This is a genomic window from Paraburkholderia domus (genome assembly GCF_905220705.1).
GTDB lineage: Bacteria > Pseudomonadota > Gammaproteobacteria > Burkholderiales > Burkholderiaceae > Paraburkholderia > Paraburkholderia domus.
Map to the genome: position 1 here is coordinate 200753 of NZ_CAJNAT010000009.1, position 26714 is coordinate 227466.

The 26714-nt window shown below is 62.5% G+C and carries 26 protein-coding genes; 13 read left to right on the forward strand and 13 right to left on the reverse strand.

The window, feature by feature from the left end; translation table 11 throughout:
• Nucleotides 1–162: 162 nt before the first annotated feature.
• Nucleotides 163–381, reverse strand: a complete 219-nt coding sequence (locus KHO31_RS18465) for a hypothetical protein (RefSeq protein ID WP_201072531.1) — start codon at nucleotides 379–381, stop codon at nucleotides 163–165.
• A gap of 348 nt (nucleotides 382–729) precedes the next feature.
• Here KHO31_RS18465 and KHO31_RS18470 point away from each other — a divergent pair, with 348 nt between their 5' ends.
• Nucleotides 730–1374 (forward strand): helix-turn-helix transcriptional regulator, encoded by a 645-nt coding sequence (locus KHO31_RS18470; protein ID WP_201072533.1) that lies wholly within the window; start codon nucleotides 730–732, stop codon nucleotides 1372–1374.
• 33 nt (nucleotides 1375–1407) lie between these two features.
• Here the strand turns inward: KHO31_RS18470 and KHO31_RS18475 are convergent, their stop codons facing one another.
• The gene (locus KHO31_RS18475; protein WP_201072535.1) at nucleotides 1408–1812 is read right to left on the reverse strand and encodes an OsmC family protein; all 405 of its coding nucleotides are present in this window, start codon (nucleotides 1810–1812) and stop codon (nucleotides 1408–1410) included.
• 34 nt (nucleotides 1813–1846) lie between these two features.
• Nucleotides 1847–2284: a YciI family protein gene (locus KHO31_RS18480; protein WP_201085025.1), complete on the reverse strand. Its 438-nt coding sequence runs from the start codon at nucleotides 2282–2284 to the stop codon at nucleotides 1847–1849.
• 242 nt (nucleotides 2285–2526) lie between these two features.
• Here KHO31_RS18480 and KHO31_RS18485 point away from each other — a divergent pair, with 242 nt between their 5' ends.
• From KHO31_RS18485 to KHO31_RS18505, 5 genes are all read left to right on the forward strand, one after another.
• Nucleotides 2527–3816, forward strand: coding sequence for an NAD(P)/FAD-dependent oxidoreductase (locus KHO31_RS18485; RefSeq protein WP_201072539.1), 1290 nt, complete (start codon nucleotides 2527–2529; stop codon nucleotides 3814–3816).
• 15 nt (nucleotides 3817–3831) lie between these two features.
• Entirely contained in the window at nucleotides 3832–4389 is a 558-nt protein-coding gene (locus KHO31_RS18490) for a helix-turn-helix domain-containing protein (RefSeq protein WP_201072541.1), read from the forward strand.
• Nucleotides 4390–4564: 175 nt separating this feature from the next.
• On the forward strand, nucleotides 4565–5911 hold the full coding sequence (locus KHO31_RS18495) for a glutamine synthetase family protein (protein ID WP_201072543.1): 1347 nt from the start codon (nucleotides 4565–4567) through the stop codon (nucleotides 5909–5911).
• Nucleotides 5912–6102: 191 nt separating this feature from the next.
• Complete coding sequence (locus tag KHO31_RS18500) at nucleotides 6103–6297, forward strand: DUF1653 domain-containing protein (protein WP_201085026.1); 195 nt, start codon at nucleotides 6103–6105, stop codon at nucleotides 6295–6297.
• Between the two features lie 80 nt (nucleotides 6298–6377).
• Nucleotides 6378–6572: a YqaE/Pmp3 family membrane protein gene (locus KHO31_RS18505; RefSeq protein ID WP_042325076.1), complete on the forward strand. Its 195-nt coding sequence runs from the start codon at nucleotides 6378–6380 to the stop codon at nucleotides 6570–6572.
• 133 nt (nucleotides 6573–6705) lie between these two features.
• On the opposite strand, the gene KHO31_RS18510 is transcribed toward KHO31_RS18505, so the two are convergent.
• Entirely contained in the window at nucleotides 6706–7014 is a 309-nt protein-coding gene (locus KHO31_RS18510) for a 2Fe-2S iron-sulfur cluster-binding protein (protein WP_201085027.1), read from the reverse strand.
• Nucleotides 7015–7088: 74 nt separating this feature from the next.
• Nucleotides 7089–9083 (reverse strand): sigma-54-dependent Fis family transcriptional regulator, encoded by a 1995-nt coding sequence (locus KHO31_RS18515; protein ID WP_201072547.1) that lies wholly within the window; start codon nucleotides 9081–9083, stop codon nucleotides 7089–7091.
• A 414-nt stretch (nucleotides 9084–9497) separates the two neighbouring features.
• On the opposite strand from KHO31_RS18515, the gene KHO31_RS18520 reads away from it, so the two are divergent.
• Nucleotides 9498–9788 carry a DUF1488 family protein gene (locus KHO31_RS18520; RefSeq protein ID WP_028194698.1) on the forward strand — a complete coding sequence of 97 codons (291 nt, stop codon included), beginning with the start codon at nucleotides 9498–9500 and terminating at the stop codon, nucleotides 9786–9788.
• Nucleotides 9789–10054: 266 nt separating this feature from the next.
• On the opposite strand, the gene KHO31_RS18525 is transcribed toward KHO31_RS18520, so the two are convergent.
• The 6 genes from KHO31_RS18525 to KHO31_RS18550 form a co-directional block, all read right to left on the reverse strand.
• A complete protein-coding gene (locus KHO31_RS18525; protein WP_201072549.1) occupies nucleotides 10055–10588 on the reverse strand; it encodes a cytochrome b in 534 nt (177 codons plus the stop codon).
• Nucleotides 10589–10730: 142 nt separating this feature from the next.
• Entirely contained in the window at nucleotides 10731–12032 is a 1302-nt protein-coding gene (locus KHO31_RS18530; protein ID WP_201072551.1) for an NCS2 family permease, read from the reverse strand.
• Between the two features lie 370 nt (nucleotides 12033–12402).
• Nucleotides 12403–12660: a DUF4148 domain-containing protein gene (locus KHO31_RS18535; RefSeq protein WP_201072553.1), complete on the reverse strand. Its 258-nt coding sequence runs from the start codon at nucleotides 12658–12660 to the stop codon at nucleotides 12403–12405.
• Between the two features lie 139 nt (nucleotides 12661–12799).
• Nucleotides 12800–13573: a slipin family protein gene (locus tag KHO31_RS18540; RefSeq protein ID WP_201072555.1), complete on the reverse strand. Its 774-nt coding sequence runs from the start codon at nucleotides 13571–13573 to the stop codon at nucleotides 12800–12802.
• Nucleotides 13570–15195 (reverse strand): NfeD family protein, encoded by a 1626-nt coding sequence (locus KHO31_RS18545; protein WP_211623878.1) that lies wholly within the window; start codon nucleotides 15193–15195, stop codon nucleotides 13570–13572. The genes KHO31_RS18540 and KHO31_RS18545 overlap by 4 nt, the downstream gene beginning before the upstream one ends.
• An 82-nt stretch (nucleotides 15196–15277) precedes the next feature.
• Nucleotides 15278–16315: an AraC family transcriptional regulator gene (locus KHO31_RS18550; protein ID WP_211623894.1), complete on the reverse strand. Its 1038-nt coding sequence runs from the start codon at nucleotides 16313–16315 to the stop codon at nucleotides 15278–15280.
• 304 nt (nucleotides 16316–16619) lie between these two features.
• Between KHO31_RS18550 and KHO31_RS18555 the strand changes: the two genes are divergently transcribed.
• The 6 genes from KHO31_RS18555 (at nucleotide 16620) to KHO31_RS18580 (ending at nucleotide 24157) form a co-directional block, all read left to right on the forward strand.
• Nucleotides 16620–17753, forward strand: coding sequence for an acyl-CoA dehydrogenase (locus KHO31_RS18555; protein ID WP_201072558.1), 1134 nt, complete (start codon nucleotides 16620–16622; stop codon nucleotides 17751–17753).
• Nucleotides 17754–17848: 95 nt separating this feature from the next.
• Nucleotides 17849–19540 carry an AMP-binding protein gene (locus KHO31_RS18560; protein ID WP_201072561.1) on the forward strand — a complete coding sequence of 564 codons (1692 nt, stop codon included), beginning with the start codon at nucleotides 17849–17851 and terminating at the stop codon, nucleotides 19538–19540.
• Nucleotides 19541–19600: 60 nt separating this feature from the next.
• The gene (locus KHO31_RS18565) at nucleotides 19601–21118 is read left to right on the forward strand and encodes a CoA-acylating methylmalonate-semialdehyde dehydrogenase (protein WP_211623879.1); all 1518 of its coding nucleotides are present in this window, start codon (nucleotides 19601–19603) and stop codon (nucleotides 21116–21118) included.
• A 170-nt stretch (nucleotides 21119–21288) separates the two neighbouring features.
• Nucleotides 21289–22185 carry a 3-hydroxyisobutyrate dehydrogenase gene (gene mmsB / locus KHO31_RS18570; protein WP_201072566.1) on the forward strand — a complete coding sequence of 299 codons (897 nt, stop codon included), beginning with the start codon at nucleotides 21289–21291 and terminating at the stop codon, nucleotides 22183–22185.
• Nucleotides 22182–23012, forward strand: a complete 831-nt coding sequence (locus KHO31_RS18575) for an enoyl-CoA hydratase (RefSeq protein WP_211623881.1) — start codon at nucleotides 22182–22184, stop codon at nucleotides 23010–23012. Before mmsB ends, KHO31_RS18575 begins: the two co-directional genes overlap by 4 nt.
• The gene (locus KHO31_RS18580) at nucleotides 23009–24157 is read left to right on the forward strand and encodes an enoyl-CoA hydratase/isomerase family protein (RefSeq protein ID WP_201085030.1); all 1149 of its coding nucleotides are present in this window, start codon (nucleotides 23009–23011) and stop codon (nucleotides 24155–24157) included. The genes KHO31_RS18575 and KHO31_RS18580 overlap by 4 nt, the downstream gene beginning before the upstream one ends.
• A gap of 304 nt (nucleotides 24158–24461) precedes the next feature.
• Here KHO31_RS18580 and KHO31_RS18585 read toward each other — a convergent pair whose 3' ends face one another.
• Together KHO31_RS18585 and KHO31_RS18590 are read right to left on the reverse strand one after the other, a co-directional pair.
• Complete coding sequence (locus KHO31_RS18585) at nucleotides 24462–25718, reverse strand: MFS transporter (protein WP_201085031.1); 1257 nt, start codon at nucleotides 25716–25718, stop codon at nucleotides 24462–24464.
• Between the two features lie 86 nt (nucleotides 25719–25804).
• The gene (locus KHO31_RS18590; RefSeq protein WP_201072574.1) at nucleotides 25805–26632 is read right to left on the reverse strand and encodes a siderophore-interacting protein; all 828 of its coding nucleotides are present in this window, start codon (nucleotides 26630–26632) and stop codon (nucleotides 25805–25807) included.
• Nucleotides 26633–26714: the final 82 nt, after the last annotated feature.

Consider the following 26714-nt stretch of genomic DNA (forward strand, 5'->3'; position numbering starts at 1 on the left):
TGCACTAAATGGGGCTAATTGGATAGCAAAAAGTTCCGCGTGCGGGCAAACCGCCCAGCCGGCGGGGTGTTGGGCAAGAAAGGCTTACCGCGGACGGCGCGCCAGGGTGTGACCGGCACGCCGTGTGAGAGGTCGCGCCGTGACGGCGAGGGCGGATGAGCGTCAGCGGGTGGTTTCGGCGACGCGCTTCTGCAGCTCGCGTGAAGCGGCGAGCGGAATGCGTGCATCGTCCCAACCGGCCAGCCATTCGACCTCCTTGGACGTAAAAACCTGCCCGTGATTGCGCAGCGTGTATTGCAACGAATCGATGATGTGATTGCGGATGATTTCCGGCGTGCCCTCGTCGTCGAGCACGGCGCGAAACGCTTCTAGCGTGGCCATCTGTTGCTCCGTGAAATAGTTGGTTCTTTTATCGCACGAAAAAAAATCGCTCGCCAAGCGGACAAAAATCGCCGGGTGCGGACGCAACAACCGGAACAGGTGGGGAGCATGCCGTCGAGCGCCCATCAAAGCCCTAAGCGCGATGCGGCCCCGCAATAAAATAGCCGTCGCGCTGTCTCCATGCCGTCGCGTTCGCCGCCGCCCATTGGGGTCGTTACAATGGCGAGTTGCCGCGCCTGGCTGCCCGGCCTTGTTGTGCTTGCCTTGCCGCCGGCCTTAACCTCGGCATCCCGATTAGCTCATTTGGGCTAAAGCGGCGCCGCATCCCTCGAACACTGCGATTTCCCAATGCGCAAGACAACCGTCTCTCCCGTGAAAGACCTGCTGCTGGACCGCTACGCACCGATTGCAGACGGCATCGCGGCGCTGTTCTATCCGTGTGCCGAAGTCGTGATTCACGACCTGCGCGATCAGACCATCGCGTATCTCGTGAACAACCTGTCGAAGCTCGAAGTCGGCGGCCCCTCGGTGCTCGATGAAGTCCACTATGCGGCACGCGGCCGGACAATCGGGCCGTACGAGAAGCTGAATTGGGATGGCCGTCGCATGCGCTGCGTGAGCAACATTCTGTTCGACGACGACGGCAAGCCGGCCGGCATGCTGTGCGTCAACTTCAACATCGCGGTGTTCGAAGATGTGCGCTCCACGCTCGATCTGTTCATCAAAGGCGGCAATCTGACGGACGCGCCCGCGGAGGAGTTGTTCCGCGACGACTGGCAGGACCGCATCAACACGTTTCTGCACACCTGGCTGCGCGAGCGGCAAATTGGCCTCAATGCGCTCACGCGTGAACACAAGCGGGAAATCGTCGAGGCGCTGCATGCGCAAGGCGCGTTTCGCGGCCGCAGTTCCGCGAACTATGTAGCCGCCGTGCTGACGATGGGGCGCGCCACCGTCTACAAGATTCTGAAGCAGATGAAAGAGGGTGGCTGACGGTCCGCACATGACGTAACGAGACGCGCCGACTCACCATTGCATCGTCGTGTCGATCCGTGTTCCCCGCTTGATGAACAGGGTGACAGGCGTTTTCTCGCAGATTTCGGCAAGGCGGGTCCGCTGGCTATCGTCGAGGGGGCCATCGACAGTCACGGTGCGCCGAATGTATTGACCCCCGTCACGCTCGACGTGCAATTCCGTGGCGACTTTAATCCGGCCGCCCGGCCACGCTTTTTTCTGCATATACATCCTGAGCGTTGCGGCGGTGCATGCCGCGAGACCCGAAAGCACGAATTCGAAGGGGGCCGGGCCGCTATCCTGCCCCCCTTCGCGCGGTCCTTCATCGCCAAGCAGGCTGTGCGTGCCTGCATCGACTTTGACGACATAGTTGGGTGAATCTGCGTCCGAGATGGCGGTTGCGATCGCGAGAGTCATCAGTATCCTCACCTGGAATCGCCGCGCCTCCGCATCAGCGCGGCTTGTTCGCCCGGCCTTCGGTCTCAGCGCGCAGGCGCGCCTCCTGGGCCCGTAACTCCGGCGTCAGTTCCGCGCCGAAGTCGTCTGCATCGAACAGCGGTCGAATTTCAATCTCGGCGTCGCCTTCCATGGGGTTGGGGCAGCGCCTGACCCATTCGACGGCTTCTTCCATCGACTTGACTTGCCACAGCCAGAACCCCGCGACGAGTTCCTTGGTCTCCGCGAACGGTCCATCGGTCACGGTCCGCTGGCTGCCTGAGAAGTGTACCCGTTTGCCTCTCGCACTCGGGTGCAAGCCTTCGCCGGCGAGCATCACGCCTGCCTTGACGAGTTCTTCATTGAAGTTGCCCATTGCCGTCAGCAATTCCGTGCTGGGCATTGTGCCGGCCTCGGACTGACTCGTCGCCTTCACGATCACGATGACGCGCATTGTCGTTTCTCCTTGAGTGATTTGTTGGAGCCGCGTGGCCCCGACGTCTAATCAGGGTCGATGGGCGGCGCTCACTCATACGACGAACCCGAGCAGCAGAAATCGACACGGTCCAGCACCCGTCATCGTCCTCTTGCATCGCGCGACGCGACAAGGCGCTTTTAGTCCGCACTTGCATTGGTGAAAATTTAATGTTAATTTTTCATGAAATTAACGATTGATTTTTTCACGGAGCAGACCTGATGTTCCATCAGTCCGCCGAGCACGTCGCTAGCTACTACGCGTGCACCTATCCGGGCCCAATTCCACTGCGCCCCACGTTGGAAGATCGCCTGGATACCGAGGTGTTAATCGTCGGCGCAGGTTTCAGCGGCTTGCACACTGCGCTGCGCCTGGCTCTCGCAGGTAAGCGTGTCACTTTGCTCGAGGCCAGCCGGGTGGCCTGGGCGGCATCCGGGCGCAATGGTGGCCAGGCACTGCTCGGCTGGTCCTGCGACATGCCTCCGCTGGAGGCGGCGCTGGGACTGGAGCGTGCCCGCCAACTCTGGGACAGCATGCGCTGGGCTGCCGGCGAGATACGTGAGCTGCCGGAGCGGCATGCCTTTGACGCGGACTACCGTGCCGGCAGTCTGTGGGCGGCGGTGCTGCCGCGCCGCGTTGGTTCGCTACAGGAGGCGCAGCGCGACGCCGCGGAAAAATGGGGCTACGACCGGATGCGCTTCATCTCTCGCGAGGAGATGCCTGAGTGGATTGCGAGCGATCGCTATCATGCGGCGCTCTACGATCCGGAGGCGGGCCACCTGAATCCGCTGAAGTTGGCCCAAGGCCTGGCAGCGGCTATCGAGCAGGCCGGTGGACGGATCTTCGAGCAGAGTCAGGTGCTGGACTATCACCAAACGTCTGACGGTTTTGTTGCGCGCACCGACAAGGGCGAGGTGCGTGCGGACGTGCTGGTGCTCGCCTGCAACGCATATATCGACAGCCTCGATCGCAAACTGGCGAGGCGCATGCTGCCGGTCGGCACGTATCAGGTTGCCACTGCGCCGCTGGAGCCGGACGTGGCCCGCTCGCTGCTGCCGCGCAACAGCTGCGTCATCGACAACCAGTTCGTTCCCGACTACTTCCGCTTGAGTCCGGATAATCGCCTGCTTTTCGGCGGCGGCTGCACCTACGCGGGCGGTATTCCCAAGGATATTGCGGCGGCTACGAGGCCGTACCTGGAGCGGACGTTCCCGCAATTGCGCGGGGTCGAGCTGCAGTTTGCCTGGGGCGGCCATATCGATATCAGCATGAAGCGCACGCCGGATATCGGCCGCCAGGGTGAGCGCTACTGGCTCCAAGGCTATTCCGGGCACGGCGTGCTCCCCACGCTCGCCGCAGCACGGGCGGTCGCCGACGCCATCCTCGGTGACGACGAACTGCTGGACCTGTATCAGGCCATCAACAATCCGCCTTTTCCCGGCGGAGCGTTGCTGGCCGCGCCGCTGGAGGTCATTGGGAAGACCTGGTATCGTCTGCGCGATAGAGTCTGAGGGAAGGAAAAGAAGATGAACAAGCAGGAAGAGATTGAAGGTCTCGCGATATTGATTCGTGACTTGCGCAAGCACAAGAAGGTGACCCTGGGCGCATTGGCGGAAAAGATTGGCCGCTCAGTGGGTTTCCTCTCCCAGATCGAGCGCGGCCTCTCGCGTCCGACTGTGGGTGACCTGACCGCCATCGGTGAGGCGCTGGGCGTGCCCACCACCTATTTCTATAATTTGAGCAAGCCGCGCGCGCTGCCTTGGGTCACGCGGCCAGACGAACGCCGGACTCTCTATTACGCCGAGGGTGTGACTGACGTGCTGGTGTCGCCGAACATGTCGGCGGGTTTCTCGATGCTGGAAAGTCACCTCGCGCCCGGCGCCAGCAGCGGTGATAGGCCTTTGAACGATAGCGACGAGCAAGGCGGCTTCGTCCTCGAAGGCGAGTTGACCATCTGGCTGGACGACGAGGAGCAACCGGTAACCCTTGGCCCTAACGATGGCTTCCAGGTGCCGGCGCACGCGCGGTTCCGCTACGCCAACCTTTCGGACGAACCGACGCGGGTACTTTGGGTGTTTACCTAGAATTCAGGCCGAACCTGGGCGCAGCAGGGCACGCTGCGCCAAATCAAAATTCGGATGACTAATGAACTGAGTCGCGCGTGCTGCATCCCTTTATGCTGCCGATCTGACTGCCTCTGTCTACGGCAACTTTGAACTGACTCTCAATCATCACTTTTTGCGTGAGAAGGACAACAACATGACTTCCCCCAGCGCCGACCTGCTCAGCGAAGTGCGCGCCTTCCGCGCGGCGTATCCCGAGGTGCGTTACGTCGACCTTATTTGCCTGGATATCCCTGGGCACTTCTATGGCAAACGATACCCCGTGGACATGCTCGAGAAGGTCGCTGCCGGCAGCCTCCTGAAGCTGCCTCAGAACTGCATTCTGCTCGGTGCGCAGGGCGGTTTGTACCCGATCGGCGACTATTGCTTCAACGACGGGGATCCAGATGCGGTGCGCCGTCTGATTGCCGGCACCCTCAAGCCGGTGCGATGGGAGAGCCAGCCTTTGGGGCAGATGTTGATCAGCTCGGACGGCACCGCGGCGCCCATCGAGTTCGAACCACGCGAGGTGCTGGCGCGCGTGCTGAAACGCTTCGAACGGCGCGGCATCCGCCCGGTAGTGGCCTTCGAACTGGAGTTCTACCTGTTCGACGCCAGGCTCGTGGACGGTCTGCCGCAGTTCCCACGCGACCCGTTCTGTGACGACAGGGACGACCAGCCGAACATGCATATCGAGCGACTGTCGCGGTTCTCCGGCGTGCTCAACGAGATGGTCGACGCCACGCGCGAGCAGGGCGTGGATGCCACCGTGATCACGGCTGAACTGGGACCGGGGCAGTTCGAGATCAACTTTGGCCACAACGACGATAGTCTGTGCGCCGCGGACTGGGCCGCATTATTCTGCCGCAGCACGCGCGGCGTGGCGATGAAACATGGCTACCGCGCCAGCTTCATGAGCAAGCCTTATCTGCATGCGCCGGGCAGCGGCATGCATGTGCACGTGAGCCTCTACGATGAGGCCGGCAACAACCTGCTGGCGGTAGACAATCAGCGGCCGTTGCGCCATGCGGTGGCCGGCTGCCTCGCTCTGCTGCCGCATTGCATGCCAGTCTTCGCTGCCAATCACAATGCCTTTCGCCGCTATGGCTGGAAAGCGAATGCTGCCAGCCGTGCAAGTTGGGGCTTCGAAGACCGCGACGCCTGCATTCGTATTCCCGAATCGGATGATCGCAACCTGCGCATCGAACACCGCGTGGCGGGCGCGGACGCGAACCCTTACCTTGTGCTGGCTGCGATCCTCACCAGCATGGAACACGGACTGGACAGCGCTCGCGAGCCAATCGCGCCGCTCAATGAGGACCGCAGGAGCGGGATCGATTTTCCGAAAGACATGCTCAGCGCCGTCGCGGCGATGCAGAATCATTCCGTGGTGCGCAAGGGAATGGGCGAAGAGTTCGTGATGGTCTACTGCGAGAACAAGCGGCAGGACCATCTGGATTTCTTGAACGAGGTGAACGCGCGGGAATACCGCTGGTTTCTTTGAGCGGCAGCGCTATTTACCGCTCAGGCAGCTGTGCATCGCGACTGTCGATGGCGATAACGTGAACCAGCATCCGTGATCTGTCTTGCGTCGACACGGGTTTAAAATGACGGTCGCAACAAAACCACGTGCTCTGTTTCGGAGCACGTCGGTCCGCTTATGAAAATTCCGTTGATCGGAACAGGAGTAGTTGAATGGTGCGTTATCGACACTACAAAGGCGGCATTTACGAGCTGGTTTGCGAGGCCACGCTCGAGTCCGATCTGACGGTCACGATGATCGTCTACAAAGCGAGCAATGGTACGATCTGGACGCGTCCGGCTTCGGTGTTTTTCGAGCTGGTCGAAATCGACGGCACCAAGGTGCCGCGCTTCGCACCGATCAACTAGGCGGACCCGTTCAAGCGAGTGCAATGACGATCGCACTCGAAGAACGTGTACTGCAAGGTCAACACAAACAGGAAATCTGAATGCGTCTTTTGCTTGCCATCCTTCTTCCGTGGTTCCAGTTCTTCACGATCGGCCGGCCGTTTGCCGGGATCATCTGCCTGATCTTGCAGATCACGCTGATTGGCTGGATTCCGGCCGCGATCTGGTCGGTGTATGCGCTGAGCCAGTACAACACCGACAAGAAAATCGCCCGGGCGATGGGAAACGGGCGGTAAGGCGGAATGCGATATCGTCCGCCGAGATGGTCTGCGGCGGAGGACATGAAGGCGTGCCTGCTTCCAGCGCTCGCTGCAAGCAGGCGATCCGGCCTTGGCGCTGATGCCTGGCTGGCGGCGCATACCGGCTGCATTAGCGCTGCGGTAATTCAACCGTATCCGGCGCTTCGATTACCACGTCGGTTTCCGCGATTGCCACGCATGGCAGGATGTACCCTTCCGCTTTTTCTTCCCGGCTGAGTCCTGGCCACTCGATCGTATAGCGCACGCGTCCCGAGGTCATTTTGCACATGCACGTCCGGCACGTACCGTTGCGGCACGAGCGCGGCAGGCGCAGATTCGCAAAGCCGGCGGCTTCGAGGATCGTGAGCGAATCGGGCGCTTCAAAGCTTTGGCCGAGCGGCTCGATGCGAACGAGAGGCGGGCGGGTAGGGTCGGACATCGTGTGAGTCGGTGACGGATTGCGCCACACTTTACACGTTCACAGCGAACGCCCAAGCCCCCGGCGCCACCGTTTCAATGCATCGTGTTCCCACGCCGCAGATACCGATACACCGTATTTCGCGCAAGCCCCAACTCGCGAGCCGCCGCCGACACATTGCCGTCGAGTCGAGCGAGCGTCTGCGCGATCAAGGTCGCCTGCCAATCCTCCATCCGCGCGGGCGATGCTTGCACGGGCGCTGCCGGTTTTTCCTGGCCGTCGTCACGACCATTGCCGTTGCCTGAACACGGCACGGGCGGTTGGGCGCCTTCGTCGGTCGGCGCACCCCCACAATCCTGCAGAAAATCCTCCGGCAAATCCTCGAGTTCGATCTGCTCCGCGCCTTCGGCCATGACGCTTGCGGTGCGCAGCACATTAGCCAGTTGCCGCAGATTGCCCGGCCAGCGGCATTGCGCAAACCGTTCCAGGACCTCGTCGGACACGCGGCGTGGCAAACGCTCACCATCCGGCTGCAATTCAAGCATGCGCTCGACGAGCGCCGCGAGATCGCTACGCTCGCGCAGCGCCGGCAAAGTGACGACGAGGCCGTTGATCCGGTAATACAGGTCTTCGCGGAAGGTACCGGCTTCGATCATCGCGCGCAGATTGCGGTGGGTCGCGCAGACGATGCGCAGATCGACCGGAATCGCCCGCGTGCCACCGAGCGGCACGACGGTGCGTTCCTGCAGCACACGCATCAACCGCACTTGCTGAGCAAGCGGCATATCGCCGATTTCATCGAGAAAAAGCGTGCCGCCGTCGGCCTGCACAATCTTGCCGACGCTGCCACGTTTTTTTGCGCCGGTGAACGCACCGTCTTCATAGCCGAACAACTCTGCCTCGATCAGCGTATCGGGCAGCGATGCGCAATTCAGCGCGATGAACGGCGCGGCCCGCCGCGGCGAATCGTGATGGATCGCGCGCGCGAGCCACTCCTTGCCAGTGCCGGTTTTGCCGAGTACGAGAATGGGAATATCGCGTCCGCGCAGCTTGGCGACTCGTCGCAGGATCGCGGCGACCGTTGCATCGCCGGTATCGAGCGTTTCGAGTGTGGCCAGTGGCGGCGCTTCGCAGGTCCGCGCCGCAGCACGCGTGCCGCTGGAAGTGGCCGTGCGCGCCGCGTCAGGAAAGCCTTCTGCCGAAGCCACATAGCGCGGCACCGCAAATTCGCCGCGTGCGACCACCCGCACGCCGCTCGGCAGTGTCAGCACGATACTTTCGCCTGGTGCGCGAGCGATCTGTTGCAGGAGCCGGGCGAATGCGATACCGAACAGCGCATCGAAAGTTTGCCTTTGCAGGTCGGCGAGCGGCTGCCCGAATTGAAACAGCGCGCTGCGATTCGCGGACAAAAACGTGCCGTCCGGCGCGAATGCGGCGAGCCCTTCGTATAGTGTGCCGATGAATTCCGCGCGCGCGTGAAAGTGGACGCGAATGGCGTCGACGAATTGATTGGAGAACAGATGATTTTCGATCATCTGCGCCGACATCCGCACGAGCGCGAGCGTGTGCTTGTGAAAACCACGCGTGTCGCCGCTGACATCGAGCGCGCCGATGGTGCGTCCAAAGGGATCCGCAATGGGCGCGCATGAACAGGTGAGGATCCGGTTCGCGTGCAGGAAGTGCTCGCCGGCGTGGACAACAGTCGGCTGCCCGTCGATCAGGGCGGTGCCGATCGCGTTCGTGCCGCGATCCGCTTCGGCCCATGACACGCCCGGACACAACGCGACGCGATTGGCTTTTTCGACGAAGTCGCTGTCACCGAGACTGTGGAGAATCACGCCGTGATTGTCGGTGAGCAGCACCATGCTTTGCGTGTCGACGATCTGCGCGTGCAGCGTCTCCATGACAGGGAGCGCGTGGGTATAGAGCGACTGGTTGCGATCGACGAGTTCACGCAGCGCGAGGCGGCGCAGCGGTTGAAAGTCCGGCGTTTCCGACGCACGCAGGCCGACTTCGAGCGAGCGGGCATGAGCTTGCGCGATGACATCTGGCCGACCGATGGCGGGCGGCGTAACAGACCGATGGGTCAAGGCATGTCTCCGGTTATCGGACCCGGCGGGTGCGTTGCCCGCCGTTGCGTTCCGCAGTGCAACATACGCACATGCGGTCGAACACCGATATTACAGGACGAAACGGGACCCAGGCGAAAGCCGCATGGCGGGGAAAAATCGAGTCGTGTGGTGGAGAAGCCGCCCCCAAAACACCTTGCCAGGCACCAAAATCAAGCAAACGAAAAGGAAAACTTGCGCCGCGCCCGAACTCGTCTACAGTGAATCAAATCACCTCCGCTGGACGCGAAGTACTACGCTCTCGCAGCCGTGGGGTGACGGACCCGCACCACCAGCATCCGACCAGGAGGAAAAGCGCTGCACGTGCGACCAGACTCAACCAGCGTGCGCAGTACCAATCGACCCAGCGCCGCACCCAACCCTTAGGTGAACCCCATGCAGATCCTATTCCCGAACGAAACTCCTGAATATTCAGGTCGCGAACTTACCTTGGCGTTCCCGGCGATGGTTGATGGGCAGAGGGTGGAGTGCATGATCACCGCTGAGGCGCTGGAAGATCATTTCGGTGCCGCATCGCCGCGTCTGGAAGACATGGTCGGCGCATTCGACGCGCACCGGGCCCGGATCGAGGCGGCCACGAGGCGTCTGCTATCGGAAACGCGGGCGCAATGTCTGGTGCTGAGGAGCGGCTACGTACGTTTCTATGAAGCGAACTGGCGCAACTGAGCGAATCCGCGCCTGCTGGGTTTCGGCCCGCAAGCACGCCCGAAAATAGCCCCGAAATTAGCCCCAACGAACGGGTTAAGGAAGAAAGCACAACAAGCCGCGCAAGAGCAACACGAGACGCAAACCCAAGCGCGGCGTCGGCACCCTAACTGATCCTCAACTGGCCGCGGCCATTTGCGCCGCCCAGGTCCTCGCCCGCGCGGCTGTAGCTCCAGATGCTGCGAGTTCGAGCGCCAACGTCGCACGTGCCAAAGACTGGAATCCGGTCAAACCATCCGCCGCAGTGTCCGGTCCTTGAACACCACGTGATGCGCAATCGCCGCAAGCGCGTGCAATCCGATCACCCAGTAAAACGCATTACCCAGCCACTCATGCGCTGTCTTGAGCAGTGGCCGTGCAATCGGATCCGCGCCGACCAGCGTGTAATTGATGTTGACCCAGGCCAGCGTCACCGGATGCCCACCGGCATTGATCATCAGGATGCCGAGCAGCGGCTGCGCGAAGATAAAGAGGTACAGGGCGAGATGCGCGGCCCGCCCCAGAAACGTAAGCAGCCGATTGCCTTCGATTTCCGCGGGCGCGCCGGCCCACAGCCGCCATAGCAGGCGCAGGACCGCCAGCCCCAGCACGAGGGTGCCGGCGCAGTAATGCACGCTGCTCCAGAACGCCCGGCTGTCGGACCCTTTCGGCCCGCGTATTTCGATTGCCAGATAGGCGAGCGCGACCAGCAGAAAGATCGCCCAGTGGAAGAAAATGGCGGGCGTCGTGTAACGGTCCGAGGCGCGGCTATAGGGCGACATGCAGGGAACTCCTGTGACCAGTTCGTTGGTTTTTATCAATCATCGGATGATAAAGGGTGCCCGGCCAGAACGGGCGCCTTCAATAAAACGATTGTTGATCCAGACCGAACGGTGGCCAAACACAGCGGCAATGCCGCCGTGCTCATTCGCTGCCGAGGTAGAAATACCGGAACAGGAAAATCGCCGCAATGATCCACACGACCAGTTTCACTTTGCGCGCCTGCCCGGTCAGCAGTTTCAGGCCGGCATACGAGATGAAACCGAACGCGACGCCATTGGCGATCGAGTAGGTGAACGGCATCAGCAGGGCGGTCAGTGCAGCCGGCACGACTTCGGTGGCGTCGTCCCACGGCAGGTCGAGCATTTCGCGCAGCATCAGGCACGACACGTACAGCAGGGCCGGCGCCGTCGCGTAGCCGGGCACCACGCCCGCCAGCGGCGCAAAGAACAGCGCCGCGAGGAACAGCAAGGCGACGGTGATCGCCGTCACGCCCGTACGGCCGCCGGCTTGCACGCCCGAGGCGCTCTCGATATATGCCGTGGTCGACGACGTGCCCAGCATCGAGCCGGCCAGAATCGCCGTGCTGTCGGCGAGCAGAGCGCGGTTCAGCCGGAACATCTTGCCTTCGACCAGCAGCCCGGCGCGATTGGCCACGCCCATCAGCGTGCCGGTCGCATCGAACAGTTCGACGAGGAAGAACACCAGGATCACGTTCAGCACGCCGCCGGAGAGCGCGCCGCGAATGTCGAGCTGGAACAGCGTCGGTGTGATCGACGGCGGCGCGGAGACGATGCCGTGGAACTGATTGCCGCCGAAGAAAAAGCTCAGCACCGTCACGCCGACGATGCCGATCAGGATCGCGCCGCGCACCCGCAGATAGTCGAGCGTGACGATTGCGAAGAAGCCGACCACCGCGAGGACCACATGCGAGTTGTGCAGATCGCCGAGCGTGACCAGCGTGGCCGGATTGCCGACCACCACGCCGGCTGACTTCAGCGAAATGATCGCGAGAAACAGACCAATGCCGCCGGTGATGGCGATACGTATCGAATGCGGAATGCCGTTGACGATCACCTCACGCACCCGAAATAGCGTGACGATCATGAACAGGCAGCCGGAGATGAACACCGCGCCGAGCGCGGCTTGCCACGTGAAACCCATGCCTTTCACGACGGTGTACGCGAAGTACGCATTCAGGCCCATACCTGGCGCGAGCGCGATCGGGTAGTTGGCGTAGAGACCCATGATCAGCGAGGCCAGCGCGGCCACGATGCAGGTCGCGACGAACACCGCGTCTTTCGGCATGCCGGCGTCGCCGAGAATCGCCGGATTGACGAAGATGATGTAGGCCATCGTCAGGAAGGTGGTCAGCCCGGCGAGCACCTCGGTGCGCAGGTTGGTGCCGGCGGCTTCGAAGCCGAAGTATCGTTTTATGGAGTCCATGAGGCGGGTCTCTCGTTGTTCAAAAAGCGTTTCTTGTGGTTGATACGGGCAATGCGTCGCAAATAAGCATGGCGACCATGCCGTCCGACACGGCACAGATGCGCCACGCAGCCAAGCCTACGGGCGGATTGTAATCATGATTGGCGGCAGCGAACCGAATTGCGTGACTGCGGGGTTGGCCAAAGGGGCGAGATGATACCTTGCCAGCACGCGGGGCGGAGCGGCAAGCGAATTTACGACGTCGCAGTGGCGAGCAGCGGGTTTTCGGGGGAAGGGGGCGGGAATGTTCGGCATGCAAGGCCGACGTCGCCTGCGACCGTTGCAGTCGCGGGCGGCCCGGCATGCCGCTTCAAGCTTGGGATGAGACCGATTACTGCGACATGCCCCCGCCCATCTGCTGCGCCCGTCGCATGGCGACGATGCGGCCCGCGCGTTGCGCGTTGTCCGGATAGTCGATCCAGTCGAGTGGATCGTAGCCGGCCGCGCGCCATTCAGCCAGATCGGCCTTCACCTGGGCCCGCGTGAGCGGCGCCGACGGGTCGTAAGGCCGTGAGGTCTGCGCAAACGCAGTGCTCATACTAACGGCGGCCAACAGCGCGCCGAGTCCAACCAGAGAAACGATTTTCATGACTAGCTCCCATGGAGCGGTTAAAAACGACCCCTTTATGTTAGTTTTCATAGGCCTGTCGAATAAGTCGATTAACGGCAATGCACCGTTTCACCCCGTGATCCAAAGCGGGCCAATGTGAAGCGGCGCGTCCCCCGGTTCAGGAGGCCGACGGCTTGCTGAAGCGATCCAGCACCGCGCTCAGCAGATCGATCGGCAACGGAAATACGATCGTCGAATTCTTGTCGGCGGCGATCGTCGTGAGCGTTTGCAGGTAACGCAGTTGCATGGCCTGCGGCTGCCGCGCGAGTGTCTGCGCCGCTTCCAGCAGATGCTGCGAAGCCTGCAATTCACCTTCCGCGTGAATCACCTTGGCGCGCCGTTCGCGCTCGGCTTCGGCTTGACGGGCGATCGCGCGGATCATCGTTTCATTGATGTCCACATGCTTGATCTCGACGATCGACACCTTGATGCCCCACGCGTCGGTTTGTGTATCGAGCACCTTCTGGATATCGGCGTTCAGTTGCTCGCGAGCGGCCAGCAGGTCGTCGAGTTCATGCTTGCCGAGCACCGCGCGCAGGGTGGTTTGCGAGAGCTGGCTGGTCGCTTCGAAATAGCGCGCCACCTGGATCACCGCCTTCTCCGGATCGACTACGCGGAAATACACCACCGCGTTCACTTTGACCGACACGTTGTCACGGGTAATCACGTCCTGCGGCGGTACGTCGAACACGACGGTGCGCAGATCCATGCGCACCACCTGCTGCACGATCGGGATGATCAGGACAAGGCCCGGCCCCTTGACCTTCCAGAAGCGCCCGAGCATGAACACCACGCCGCGTTCGTACTCGCGAAAAATCCGTATCGATGAAGCAATCAGTGCGGCCGCCAGCAGAATCAGAATGCTGCTGAAGCCAAATGTGAAACCGATCATGAGCGTTCTCCTTGTTGTCGTGCTTCCGCGGGCTCGACGGTCAGCGTCAGTCCACGCCGCGCCGTGACGCGCACCGCGTGACCGGCCGCGACCGGGGCCGTGCTGGACACCCGCCAGCGTTCACCGTGGACCTGAGCCCAACCGGCCAGCATGCCGCCCGCTGGTGCGTCTGCCGTTGCGTCCCCCTGCAGCAGGCCGCCGTCGAGCACGACGCCGAGACTGCCGATCAGCCCTTCCGAGCCGGTCACCACGGGCCGGCGTCGCGCCCGCAAGGCGAGCCTCGATACCCCGAACACAAACGCGACGCTGAACACAGTCACGGCCGCGATCAGGGGCAGCGGAATGCCGTAGCCGGGCACGTCGGTATCGATCAGCATCAGCGAGCCGATCACGAACGCGACCACACCGCCGAAGCCGAGTGAGCCGAAGGTCGGCAGAAATGCCTCGCCGATCAGGAATGCGATGCCGAGAAAGATCAAGCCGAGCCCGACGTAATTGACCGGCAGCATCTGCATCGCGAAGAGTCCCATCAGCAGACTGATGGCGCCGACCACGCCTGGCAGCACGAAGCCCGGATTGGCGAACTCGAAGAAGAGGCCGTACATGCCGATCATCAGCAGAACCAGCGCGACGTTCGGATCGGTGATGACCGCAAGGAACTGGCTGCGCCAGTCGGCTTCGAGCGTGACCACGGGCGCATTGGCGGTGCTGAGCTTGACGTCGCCGTGGCTCGTGTTGATCGTGCGGCCGTCCACCTGGCGCAACAGGTCGGGAATGTCGCGCGCATTCAGATCGACCACGTGCTGCGCGAGCGCTTCGCTGGCCGACAGGCTGACCGCTTCGCGCACCGCGCGTTCGGCCCAGTCGGCATTGCGTCCACGCATCTGCGCGAGGCCGCGGATGTAGGCGGCCGCGTCGTGGACCTGCTTGCGCAGTTCGGTGGATTGGGTGTCGAGCGGAAGGGCTGCGCTAGCCGAGTTCGCCGCGTTCGTCGAGTTCGCGGAATCGGCTGAGGCAGGCGCTCCGGGGCCGTTCTTTTGTGCGCCGGCGCCGCCACCGGCTCCGGCTCCGCCGCCGGGCAACCCGGGCATACCGCCGCCGCCCGCAGGCGGCTCCGCACCGCCGATGCCCATCTGAATCGGCGTCGCCGCGCCGAGATTGGTGCCCGGCGCCATTGCCGCTATATGGCTGGCATAGATGATATAGGTGCCGGCGCTCGCCGCCCGCGCGCCACTTGGAGCGATGAAGGTGGCGACCGGCACCGGCGAGCCGAGAATCGCCTTGATGATCTGCCGCATCGACGTATCCAGTCCGCCGGGCGTATCGAGTTGCAGCACGGCGAGTTGCGCACGGTCGTCGGCGGCGCGTTGCAGGCTGCGTACGATGAAGTCGGCGCTGGCCGGACTGATCGCGCCGTTCACCGGAATCACGATAACGCTATTCGGTGCGACGGCGGCCTCGGCGGCCCAAACCCGCGGCGCGTTTTCGCATAACGCGAATCCGAATGCCAAAAGCATGCCGAACGCGGTCATGCCGCGCATCAACCGGCCCACGACTCCGCCACGGATAAGCGCAGGGCGCGGACCAGACTGCCGGAACGGGAGGCGCGGATACGTGCTCATCGCTGACGGCTGCCGCACCATGCCGACGGGTATCGGCCAGCGCGGGCCGATACCCCAGAAAGGCTGGCCTGCTCCTAACAGCTTAGTCCGATTCCGTGCGACGCGTGAAATCCGCACGCGCCGGCCGGTAATCGGTCGGCCGCATGCCGGTCCACTTGCGAAATGCGCGATGAAACGCGCTCGGTTCCGCGAAACCCACGGCGGTGGCGATGTCGGCGATCGTGCGATCGGTGTCCTGCAATTCGCCAATTGCGATGTCGCGCCGCAAGTCGTCCTTGATCGACTGGTAGGTATAGCCTTCCTGCTTCAGACGCCGCCGCATCGTCGCTTCAGCGACGTGCAGGCGCAGCGCCATCTGGTCCGCGGGGGGCCAGCCGGCCATCGGCAGCGCGCGCAGCATCTTGCGCACGCGCGCGGCGAGCGAGCCGGGATTGCGGTACTTGACGATGAAGCTGCCGGGCGCATCGCGCAGGAACGGCTTGACCGACTTCGTCGTTTGGATGACCGGCAGTTCGAGAAACGCCGGCGCAAGATCGACATAGGACTCAGGCTGTTCGAAGGTCATGTCGTCGCAGAACATCAGCCGGTATTCATGGGCGGCCGGCGGTTCCGGGCAACGAAAGCGCGCCTCGAGCAGGGGAATGCGCCGCCCCACCAGCCAGCACAGCAGGCCGTAGACAAGAATGAAGTAGGTCGCATAGGCGAACATCGCGGGCGGCTTGGTGCCTTCGCGCTGGACGAATCTGAGCCGCACACGCTGCGCGTCTGTTTCGATCTGTGCGCCAAGATCGTCCAGCACCAGCCGCATGAAACCGACCGCCCGCGCGAGCGCCTGCGCACCGTTACGCGCGGTCAGCGCCGTTTGCGTCATCGCGATGAAGCTGCCGCTTTTCATGCGGTGCGAGTCCTGGCCGAAGAATTCATCGTCGAGCGCGCGGGCGATGCCGGCCCACAACGCGCCGTATTGCGCCGACGACACGCGGCTCTTCGGTGACGCCAGCATCGGTCCCGCAATGCCGGCGGCTTCAGCAAGCGGTAGCGCATCGAAACCGCGCGCTTGCGCCAGCGCCAGGGTCTCCTCGACCATGCTGACGGAGATCGTGCCCTTGTCGTCTTTCATGTTCTTCATGTTTTTCTTGGTCGTCTGGCAAACGCGCTCAACATTTTTCGTGTGGCGATTCGCTAAGCCTTTGAAATTGTGGCCTGAATCAACGTTGCATGATGCCGGTATGGCAAATGCGCTCACCCAGAATGATCGGGCAGAGCATCGAACCTGTCCAGAAGCTTCCCTACACTTGGCCTTAACCGATCGCGGGCCGCATCGTCCGGAGACACCACGGCGAGGCCGGCCACCCCCGCGATGCGTCGCAATGACGAGGCAGCGCCTCGCCGCCGCGACGCGATGCACCTAACAGGATCGAACGATGGACACCTTCTACACCGACGAACAGCGGATGATCCGCGACGCCGCCCGCGACTTCGCCACTGAGCGCCTCGCGCCGCACGCCGGGCAGTGGGACCGCGACGCGAAGCTGCCGGCGGAAGTCGTGACGCAAATGGGCGAGCTCGGCTTTCTCGGCATGATCGTGCCGCCCGAGTGGGGCGGCGTCTATACCGACTACGTGGCCTATGCGCTCGCCCTCGAAGAGATCGCCGCGGGCTGCGCCGCCTGCGCCACGCTGATGAGCGTGCACAACTCGGTCGGCTGCGGGCCGATCCTGAACTTCGGCACGGACGCGCAAAAAGACCGCTATCTGCAAGACCTCGCCACGGGACGCCGCATCGGTGCGTTCTGCCTGACCGAGCCGCAAGCGGGTTCCGAGGCGAATAATCTGCGCACCCGCGCGGTACTGCGCGACGGCAAATGGATTCTCAACGGCAACAAGCAGTTCGTGACCAACGGCGCGCGCGCCAACATCGCGATCGTGTTCGCCGTCACCGATCCCGACCGCGGCAAGCGTGGTCTGTCCGCCTTCATCGTGCCGACCGATACCCCGGGTTTCAACGTCGGCAAGCCGGAGCACAAGCTTGGCATTCGCGCATCCGACACCTGCCCGATCTCGCTCGACGATTGCGCGGTGCCCGAAGCCAATCTGCTTGGCGAACCGGGCGAAGGCCTGCGCATTGCGTTGTCGAATCTCGAGGGCGGGCGCATCGGGATTGCGGCGCAGGCGGTCGGTATCGCGCGAGCCGCATTCGATGCCGCTCGCCTCTACGCGAACGAACGTATCCAGTTCGGCAAGGCGCTGAAGGACCACCAGACCATTGCCAACATGCTCGCCGACATGGCGACCCGCCTGAACGCCGCGCGTCTGCTCGTGCACCACGCGGCGCGCTTGCGCACGGCAGGCAAGCCGTGTTTGTCCGAGGCATCGCAGGCCAAGCTGTTTGCGTCGGAACTCGCCGAGGAAGTCTGCTCGAAGGCGATCCAGATTCACGGCGGCTACGGCTACCTTGAAGACTATGCGGTGGAACGCCACTATCGTGACGCCCGCATCACACAGATTTACGAAGGAACCAGCGAAGTGCAGCGAATGGTTATCGCGCGCCATGTTTAAACGCAAGCTGGAAGGCGTTTGAGCGCAAAATAGCCTGCTAGTAAGGCAATAAACAGAGCGCATACCGCGCCACCAGCATGGAATTGGAGACGACGATGACTGCAGCGAAGGGCTTTCTCGAAGCGCGCGACCTGTTATTGCGCCATCGAACCGACTACGACCGCGCCTACCGCGAATTCGCGTGGCCGACGCCAGGCCAGTTCAACTGGGCGCTCGACTACTTCGATGTGATCGCGCGCGACAATGACAACCCGGCGCTGTGGATCGTCGATGATCCGGCCAGCGACGGATTGCGTCTGTCCTACGCGCAGATGTCGGAGCGCTCGTCGCGCATGGCGAACTTCCTGCGCGGGGTTGGCGTGGGGCGCGGCGACCGCTTGCTGCTGATGTTGCCGAACCGCGTCGAACTTTGGGACGTAATGCTCGCGGCCATGAAGCTCGGCGCAATCGTCCTGCCGGCCACCACCCAGCTTTCCGCCGACGACGTGCGCGACCGGGTGCAGATCGGCGGCGCGCAGTTCGTGGTGGTCGATAGCGCGGAACTGGCCAAGTTCGACGCACTCGACGTGCCGCTCACACGCATCTCGGTCGGCACGCCGCGCGATGGTTGGATCGATCTTGCAGCGGCCTATGATGCGTCGCCGCAATTTACCCCCGAAGGCGTGACGCACGCCACCGATCCTCTGCTGCTGTATTTCACCTCGGGCACTACATCCAAGCCGAAGCTGGTCGAGCATACGCACCAGAGTTACCCGATCGGCCATCTGTCGACCATGTACTGGATCGGCCTGCAACCCAACGACATCCACTGGAACATCAGCTCGCCGGGTTGGGCCAAACACGCATGGAGCTGCTTCTACGCGCCGTGGAATGCGCAAGCCTGCGTGTTCGTTTTCAATTTTCCGCGCTTCGTGCCGAAAGACACGCTCGACGTGCTGGTGCGTTTCAACGTCACCACGCTGTGTGCGCCGCCGACTGTGTGGCGCATGCTCGTGCAGGAGCATCTCACCGACTATCCGGTGAAACTGCGCGAAATCGTCGGTGCGGGCGAGCCGTTGAATCCGGAGATCATCGAACGCGTCAAGCATGCGTGGGGCATCACGATTCGCGACGGCTTCGGCCAGACCGAAACGACCTGCCAGATCGGCAACCCGCCGGGGCAACCGGTGGTGCCGGGCTCGATGGGCCGTCCGCTGCCGGGCTATAAAATCGAACTCCTCGATGCCGACGATCAACCCGTCACCGAAGGCGAAATCTCGCTGCCTTTGGCCGAGCGTCCGCTCGGTTTGATGACCGGCTACGCGAACAATGCAAAGGCCACCGCGCAAGCCATGCGCAACGGTTTCTATCACACCTCCGACGTCGCATTGCGCCGTGATGACGGCTACTACGTCTACGTCGGCCGCGCCGATGATGTTTTCAAGTCGTCCGACTACAGACTGAGCCCGTTCGAACTCGAAAGCGTGCTGATCGAACACGAAGCGATCGGCGAAGCGGCTGTGGTACCGAGTGCCGATGCGCTGCGCCTGTCGGTCCCCAAAGCGTTCGTCACTGTGCGTCACGGCTATGAAGCCGGTCCCGAACTCGCACGTGCGGTCTTCGCGTTCTCGCGCGAAAAACTCGCACCGTACAAGCGGATTCGCCGCCTCCAGTTCAGCGAGTTGCCTAAAACCATCTCCGGCAAGATTCGCCGCGTCGAATTGCGGCGTCGCGAAATGGAGCGCGAGGCCGAGCCCGCGCGCCTGCCCGGCGAGTATTGGGAAGAAGACTTCCCGGATCTGCGTTAATTATTTTTTGTTCCCAGTCACTGTCCGGCCGCCAGGCGGCCACTGCACAGGAGTGCCAGCATGAGCGCAATTGCTTCGAACCAGGTCGCCACCATCAAACTGCTGATCAACGGCGAGTTCGTCGAATCCAAAACCACTGAATGGCGCGACATCGTCAACCCGGCTACGCAAGAGGTACTCGCACGCGTGCCGTTCGCCACCGCCGATGAAGTGAACGAAGCAATCCGTTCGGCGCACACCGCGTTCAAGACGTGGAAAGACACGCCGATCGGCGCGCGCATGCGCATCATGCTGAAGTTTCAGGCGCTGATTCGCGAGCATTCGCCGCGCATCGCCAAGACGCTGAGCGCCGAGCAGGGCAAGACGATTCCCGATGCGGAAGGCGATATCTTCCGCGGGCTCGAAGTGGTCGAGCATGCCTGCTCGATCGGTACCTTGCAGCAAGGTGAATTCGCCGAGAACGTCGCAGGTGGTGTGGATACCTACACGCTACGTCAGCCGATTGGCGTTTGCGCCGGTATCACGCCGTTCAATTTTCCCGCGATGATCCCGTTGTGGATGTTCCCGATGGCGATCGTCTGCGGCAATACGTTCGTGCTGAAGCCTTCCGAGCAGGATCCGCTGTCGACGATGCAACTGGTCGAACTGGCGCTCGAAGCCGGCGTGCCAAAGGGTGTGCTGAATGTCGTGCACGGCGGCAGGGATGTGGTCGACGCGCTTTGCACGCACGATCTGGTGAAAGCGATTTCGTTTGTCGGCTCGACGGCGGTTGGCACCCATGTTTATCGCCTCGGGAGCGAACACGGCAAGCGCGTGCAGTCGATGATGGGCGCGAAGAACCACGCAGTCGTGCTGCCTGATGCGAACCGTGAACAGACCTTGAATGCGCTGGCCGGTGCAGGGTTCGGCGCAGCAGGACAGCGTTGCATGGCGACTTCGGTGGTCGTGCTGGTCGGCGCGGCGCAGCAATGGCTGCCCGATCTGGTCGCGAAGGCGAAGACGCTGAAGGTCAACGCGGGTAACGAGCCGAATACGGACATTGGGCCGGTGGTTTCACGCGCGGCGAAGCAACGCATTCTCGGCCTGATCGAAACGGGTGTGAAAGAGGGCGCAACCTTGGCGCTCGACGGCCGCGACGTGAAGGTTCCGGGCTACGAGCAAGGAAACTTCATCGGCCCGACGGTGTTCACCGATGTCACCACCGAGATGGAAATCTACCGTCAGGAAATTTTTGGTCCGGTGCTGGTGGTGCTGAATGCCGCCACGCTCGATGACGCGATTGCGCTCGTCAATCGCAATCCGTTTGGCAACGGCGTGGGCCTCTTCACGCAAAGCGGCGCGGCGGCGCGCAAATTCCAGAGCGAGATCGATATCGGGCAGGTCGGCATCAATATTCCGATTCCGGTGCCCGTGCCGTCTTTCAGCTTTACCGGTTCGCGTGGCTCGAAACTTGGCGACCTCGGGCCGTATGGTAAGCAGGTTGTGCAGTTCTACACGCAGACCAAGACGGTAACCGCCCGCTGGTTCGACGACGATACCGTCAACGACGGTGTTAATACGACTATCAGCTTGCGCTGAGATCAAAGGTTTATTGCTTTGCATGGGATGGGAGTAAGCGCTAAAGCGCTAACTCCCATCGAGCTTTGCATGGGACGGGAGTAAGCGCTAAAGCGCTAACTCCCATCGAGCTTTGCATGGGACGGGAGTAAGCGCTAAAGCGCTAACTCCCATCGACAGGAGACGACACCATGAAAATTGGCTTTATCGGACTGGGCAATATGGGCGCGCCGATGGCGCTCAATCTGCTGAAGGCAGGCCACGCGGTCAACGTATTCGACCTCAACGCGCAAGCTGTCCAGGCGCTCGTCGATGCGGGTGCTAAAGCGGCAAATTCGCCGAAAGCCGCGGTGACCGACGTCGAATGCGTGGTGACGATGCTGCCCGCAGCCGTTCATGTGCGTAGCGTGCTGATAGCGGATGACGGTGTCTTCGCCGGCATCGCGGAAGGCGTGACGATCATCGATTCGAGCACGATCGACCCGGCGAGCGTGAAGGAGTTTGCCGAACTTGCGGAGCAACGCGGTAATACCTTCGTCGACGCGCCCGTTTCGGGCGGCACCGGCGGCGCGGCGGCGGGCACGCTGACCTTCATGGTCGGCGGCAGCGTGAGCGCGTATGAGCAGGTCAAACCGGTGTTGTCGGCGATGGGCAAGAACATCGTGCATTGCGGCGAGACCGGCACCGGCCAGGTCGCGAAGATCTGCAACAACCTCGTGCTCGGCATCACGATGGCGGGCGTGGCCGAGGCCATGTCGCTGGGCGAGGCGCTTGGCATCGACTCGAAAGTACTGGGCGGCATCATCAATACCTCGACGGGCCGCTGCTGGAGTTCGGACACGTATAACCCGATGCCCGGCGTGATCGAAACCGCGCCGTCCACGCGCGGTTATACCGGCGGCTTCGGCACTGATCTGATGTTGAAGGACCTGGGCCTCGCCACCGACGCCGCGAAGTTCGCGCGTCAACCGGTGTATCTCGGCGCGCTCGCGCAACAGCTTTATCAAACAATGAGCACGAAGGGCGCGGGTCGTCTGGACTTCTCGGCCGTGATCAAGCTCTATCGCAAGGACGGAGACGCGTCATGATCGAACTCGACTACGCACACGACGGCGCTGTCGCGCTGCTGACGCTCAAACGGCCGCCCGCGAATGCTTTCACGCCGGACGGCTTGATGCAGTTGCAGCACACCGTTGAGCAGCTGAACGGCGAGGCGCGCGTGCGGGCGATCGTGATCACGGGCGACGGCCCCAAGTTCTTCAGCGCGGGCGCCGACCTGAACACGTTCGCCGACGGCAATCGCGAAGTCGCGCGCACAGCGGCGACGCGTTTCGGCGCGGCGTTCGAGACCTTGCAGAACGCGCGTCCGGTGGTGATCGCCGCGATCAACGGCTACGCGATGGGCGGCGGGCTCGAATGCGCGCTGGCCTGCGACATTCGCATCGCCGAGCAACACGCGTTGATGGCTTTGCCCGAAACGGCGGTCGGTTTGCTGCCGTGCGGCTGCGGTACGCAGACGCTGCCGTGGCTGGTCGGCGAAGGCTGGGCCAAGCGGATGATTCTGACCGGTGAACGCGTCGATGCGGCAACCGCATTGCGTATCGGTCTCGTCGAAGAAGTGGTGGAAAAAGGCGCAGCGCGCGAGGCCGCGTTGACGATGGCGGCGCGTGTCGCGACCCTTAGCCCTCAAGCGGTCGGCTTCAGCAAGACGCTGATCCACCAGGGGCGCAACGGCGTGCCGCGTGCGGCGGCCCTGGCGGTGGAACGGGAACGCTTTGTCGACCTGTTCGACGGCGCCGACCAGCGCGAAGGCGTCAATGCATTCCTCGAGAAACGTGCGCCGCGCTGGCAGGTGACGCAGGCCGTAGCGCACGCCGAACAGCGTGCCAATGGCGAGCAGGAGAACCTTCGATGAGCGCCGTGCAGAGCGTCGCGCTCGATACGAGCGTCGAAGCGGAGCGCGAGATTCTGTTTCGCGTCGTCAACCGTGTGGCGATCATCACGCTGAACCGGCCGGCCGCGCTCAATGCGCTGTCGCACGCGATGGTGCGCGAGCTTGCCGTCCTGGTCGAACATTGCCGTACCGATGACGGTATCGTTGCGCTCGTGCTGAAAGGCGCGGGCGCCAAGGGTTTTTGCGCCGGCGGCGATGTGCGTGAGGTACACCGGCTCGCCAAGAATGGCGACAGCCGGTGGCTGGCGTTCTTCGTCGACGAGTACCGGCTCGACTATGCGTTGCACACGTTTCCGAAGCCTGTGGTTGCTTTGCTCGACGGTATCTCGATGGGCGGCGGCATGGGGCTCGGTCAGGCTGCGCGGCTGCGCATTGTCACGGAGCGCAGCAAGATCGCGATGCCGGAGACGCGCATTGGCTTTCTGCCGGATGTGGGGGCGACGCGTTTCCTTGGTGTGATGCCGGCGGAGGTCGAACTGTATGTCGGGCTCACGGGTGTGACGTTGTCCGGCGCTGACGCGTTGCGCTTGCAGTTGGCGGATCTGTGCGTGCCGGCGGAGTGGCTCGGGACTTTCGAAGAGCGCTTGCAACGCATGCCGCACGCGGGGGATTTGATGGCGGCGTTGCGTGGGGTGTTCGAGCCGCCGTGCAATATTATTCCGCATGCTGCGTTGGGGCCTTTTACGCAGTTGATGTTGAGGCATTTCGATCGGCGCTCGAGCATCGAGCGGATCGTCGCGACGTTGCGTCAGGATCTGGAGCGCGAGCCTGCGCGTGAGGTGAAGCAGTGGCTGCAGGCTGCTTATGATGCGATGGTTGGGCATTCGCCCACGATGTTGTATGTCACGCGGGAGGCGCTACTGCGTGGGCGGCAGATGAGCCTGGCGGACTGCTTTCGAATGGAGCTGGGTATTGTTAAGCGGGTGGTCGAGGAGGGGGACTTCTGCGAAGGTGTGAGGGCCCAATTGATCGATAAGGATCGTAAGTGCCGGTGGGCGCCTGCGACGCTTGCTGAAGTGCGGCCGGAACGGGTTCGGCATTTTTTGGCTTCGCCGTGGAAGAGGGAGACGCATCCGTTGGTGGGGTTGGGGGCTGATGCTGGATGAAGTAGATGGTGCTTGTTCTGCTTGTATGCCTGCGGTGTTGGCCTTTCCTTGAATTGTTATTGGTCTATTAGCGTTGCCCCTGTGCGGGGCGGCACTTACTTTCTTTGCCGCGGCAAAGAAAGATAAGCAAAGAAAGCCGCTTCACACCGCTAGCTCTTAAGCGGAGCCCCCGCGCAGTTGCGGTAGTGGTGCATCTGGAATCTGTGCTCTCGCACATTCGGCGCTAGTGACAAGGCTGTCATTCTTCCGGCGGCGCTGCGCGCGCCGATGCGGTGCTTCTAACGCGCCGTCGGCGCGCTCGTTATTATCCTTCTCCGACTGTGTCGCCTCGCAGTATGCCTGTCGGGGGTAACACGCTCTGCGCGCCGTGAACCCGGGAAATCCAGAGTACGCCGATCAGCGCGACGGCTACGGCTACCCAGCCTACTGTCCCATATCCTGTGATTTGCCCGGTCGACGAACTGCTCAGCATCAAGCCGCCAATCCATGCGCCACATCCCGTGCCCAAGGCCTGCAGCGCACTGTTGGCGCTTAGAAATGCACCCCGGCGGGAGGGCTCGGGTACGGTTGTCAGCAGTGCCTGCATGGGTACCATTCGACCGGATAGCAGTACCATGAAAAACGGGAAAAACATCACGAGCGCGTAGAACGGTAGATCCGGCAGATGCGTCACCAACAGGACGGGCAGAAACGAAAGTACCGCCGCAATCCGGAATACGCGCCGCGCGCCGAATCGGTCAGCAAGTCTGCCCACGCGGCGCGATGTGAAGAACGTTGCCGCGCCACCCGCCATATACAGCCACGACAACTGCGTCGGGGCCACGCCGTGATTGGCAACCAGGATCGGCGAGATAAACGGGATCACCAGCATATGCGCGATCATCATCATGAACGTCAGCGCAAACGCATTCATATGTCGCGGGTTGCTCAACAGCCGCCATAAATCAGGCAGCACTTCGCCAAGCGCGGGCTGGCGGCGGCTCAAATGTTCGGCAAGCGAAGGGACTAGTTGCCAACCCGCCACCCAGACGAGTAGCGACAGCACCACCAGCAAATAGAACGGCGCGGCCCAGTTGAAGTGCGCGCCTAGCATCACGCCTGCCGGCACGCCAGCAATCGCAGCCAATGAAAAGGCGGTCATGATCGTGCCGGTCGCGGCGCCGCGGCGTTGCACCGGAATCACGTCGCCGACGATCGCCATGATCACGGAGCCCAACACGCCACCCGTTATGCCCGCAAAAGCACGTGCCGCAAGCAGAAGGGGGAAGCTGCTCGCCAACGCGCAGGCGAGATTCGATAGCGCGAACAGCGCATAGACGGTCAGCAACAGACGACGCCGGTCGAAGCGGTCGATATAGGTCGCCGCGAATAAACCCGACAGACCCGAACACCACGAATACGCCGATACGGCCGTCGCAAACGCGGCGGGTGTGATACTGAACGAGAGCATGATCTGCGGCCCGAGCGGCATCATCACCATGAAGTCCATGATGATGGTGAACTGCGTCAGCGCAAGCAGCCATAGCAAACGGCGCTCATGCCTTGAGCTTATTGAATACATCGGTCAATTCCCTGTTTTTGTTCGACGCACGCCGCTCAGGAGGTTTACCCAATGCGCGCAGTTCATTGCGCGCACGCTTCGGGCAGTCAGTCGTCGAGTGTTTCATGTACCGCTTCGGCACCCTGTTTCCAGTAGCTGGCCGCGCGAATACGCGACTTGTCGACGCCACGTTCCGTGCACAGGTGGTAACGCACCGCACGCATCGTCGCGGATTCGCCGGCGGCCCATACATAGCCTTCGCCGTCTTCAGGCAAGTAGATTTCGCGTACCGCTTGCAGCAAAGCCTCGCCGCGATAGCCCGATTCGCCGCGGTAGCGCCAGACCATATGCAGTTCGGCCTGCGTCGCGAATTCGATCTGTGCCGACGGATCGGCCACTTCGATCACCGCCGCGACGCGTGTGCCGGCAGGCAGCTCTTCGAGGCGGCGGGCAATGGCCGGCAGCGCGGTGTCGTCGCCGATCAGCAGATGCCAGTCGAAACCGGTTGGTATCACCAGTGAGCCGCGCGGGCCGCCAATGCCCAGGTACTGGCCCACTTTGGCTTGCGCCGCCCACGTTGCAGCCGGGCCCGCCTCGTGCATGGCGAACTCGATGTCCAGTTCGCGCGCTTCAGCGTCGAAGCGGCGCGGTGTGAAATCGCGAGCGATCGGCCGCGGCTGGCCGGCGGGAAATACAGGGCCGTCAGGGCCGGCTTCGGGCAGCAATGGTTTGTCGGCGCCGGGCTCGGGGAAGAACACTTTGATGTGATCGTCGAACGAAGCGGAGACGAAGTCGTGTAGATCCTCGCCCGTGAAGGTGACTCGAATCATGTGCGGGGTCAGTGCGTGAACCTCTTTGACCTGCAACAGACGGAACTTCAGCGGATGTCGCACGCGATGGACGGCCAGATCGGCCCGGTTGTCATTTGCCAGCATAAGGGTGCTACTCCTGTTGGTTTGTCTTGCGTTCGAAGATGCTCATGGGCACCTTCGAACGCGAGTGCCGGATAGCGCGATT

Coding starts and splice junctions, on each gene's coding strand:
- KHO31_RS18500 (WP_201085026.1), top strand. CDS start 6,103: ATGGTGCGTTATCGACACTACAAAGGCGGCATTTACGAGCTGGTTTGC.
- KHO31_RS18585 (WP_201085031.1), bottom strand. CDS start 25,718: ATGTATTCAATAAGCTCAAGGCATGAGCGCCGTTTGCTATGGCTGCTT.
- KHO31_RS18565 (WP_211623879.1), top strand. CDS start 19,601: ATGAGCGCAATTGCTTCGAACCAGGTCGCCACCATCAAACTGCTGATC.
- KHO31_RS18540 (WP_201072555.1), bottom strand. CDS start 13,573: ATGATCGGTTTCACATTTGGCTTCAGCAGCATTCTGATTCTGCTGGCG.
- KHO31_RS18525 (WP_201072549.1), bottom strand. CDS start 10,588: ATGTCGCCCTATAGCCGCGCCTCGGACCGTTACACGACGCCCGCCATT.
- mmsB (WP_201072566.1), top strand. CDS start 21,289: ATGAAAATTGGCTTTATCGGACTGGGCAATATGGGCGCGCCGATGGCG.
- KHO31_RS18495 (WP_201072543.1), top strand. CDS start 4,565: ATGACTTCCCCCAGCGCCGACCTGCTCAGCGAAGTGCGCGCCTTCCGC.
- KHO31_RS18530 (WP_201072551.1), bottom strand. CDS start 12,032: ATGGACTCCATAAAACGATACTTCGGCTTCGAAGCCGCCGGCACCAAC.
- KHO31_RS18485 (WP_201072539.1), top strand. CDS start 2,527: ATGTTCCATCAGTCCGCCGAGCACGTCGCTAGCTACTACGCGTGCACC.
- KHO31_RS18580 (WP_201085030.1), top strand. CDS start 23,009: ATGAGCGCCGTGCAGAGCGTCGCGCTCGATACGAGCGTCGAAGCGGAG.
- KHO31_RS18510 (WP_201085027.1), bottom strand. CDS start 7,014: ATGTCCGACCCTACCCGCCCGCCTCTCGTTCGCATCGAGCCGCTCGGC.
- KHO31_RS18475 (WP_201072535.1), bottom strand. CDS start 1,812: ATGACTCTCGCGATCGCAACCGCCATCTCGGACGCAGATTCACCCAAC.
- KHO31_RS18555 (WP_201072558.1), top strand. CDS start 16,620: ATGGACACCTTCTACACCGACGAACAGCGGATGATCCGCGACGCCGCC.
- KHO31_RS18490 (WP_201072541.1), top strand. CDS start 3,832: ATGAACAAGCAGGAAGAGATTGAAGGTCTCGCGATATTGATTCGTGAC.
- KHO31_RS18505 (WP_042325076.1), top strand. CDS start 6,378: ATGCGTCTTTTGCTTGCCATCCTTCTTCCGTGGTTCCAGTTCTTCACG.
- KHO31_RS18520 (WP_028194698.1), top strand. CDS start 9,498: ATGCAGATCCTATTCCCGAACGAAACTCCTGAATATTCAGGTCGCGAA.
- KHO31_RS18590 (WP_201072574.1), bottom strand. CDS start 26,632: ATGCTGGCAAATGACAACCGGGCCGATCTGGCCGTCCATCGCGTGCGA.
- KHO31_RS18545 (WP_211623878.1), bottom strand. CDS start 15,195: ATGAGCACGTATCCGCGCCTCCCGTTCCGGCAGTCTGGTCCGCGCCCT.
- KHO31_RS18575 (WP_211623881.1), top strand. CDS start 22,182: ATGATCGAACTCGACTACGCACACGACGGCGCTGTCGCGCTGCTGACG.
- KHO31_RS18560 (WP_201072561.1), top strand. CDS start 17,849: ATGACTGCAGCGAAGGGCTTTCTCGAAGCGCGCGACCTGTTATTGCGC.
- KHO31_RS18470 (WP_201072533.1), top strand. CDS start 730: ATGCGCAAGACAACCGTCTCTCCCGTGAAAGACCTGCTGCTGGACCGC.
- KHO31_RS18535 (WP_201072553.1), bottom strand. CDS start 12,660: ATGAAAATCGTTTCTCTGGTTGGACTCGGCGCGCTGTTGGCCGCCGTT.
- KHO31_RS18480 (WP_201085025.1), bottom strand. CDS start 2,284: ATGCGCGTCATCGTGATCGTGAAGGCGACGAGTCAGTCCGAGGCCGGC.
- KHO31_RS18550 (WP_211623894.1), bottom strand. CDS start 16,315: ATGAAAGACGACAAGGGCACGATCTCCGTCAGCATGGTCGAGGAGACC.
- KHO31_RS18465 (WP_201072531.1), bottom strand. CDS start 381: ATGGCCACGCTAGAAGCGTTTCGCGCCGTGCTCGACGACGAGGGCACG.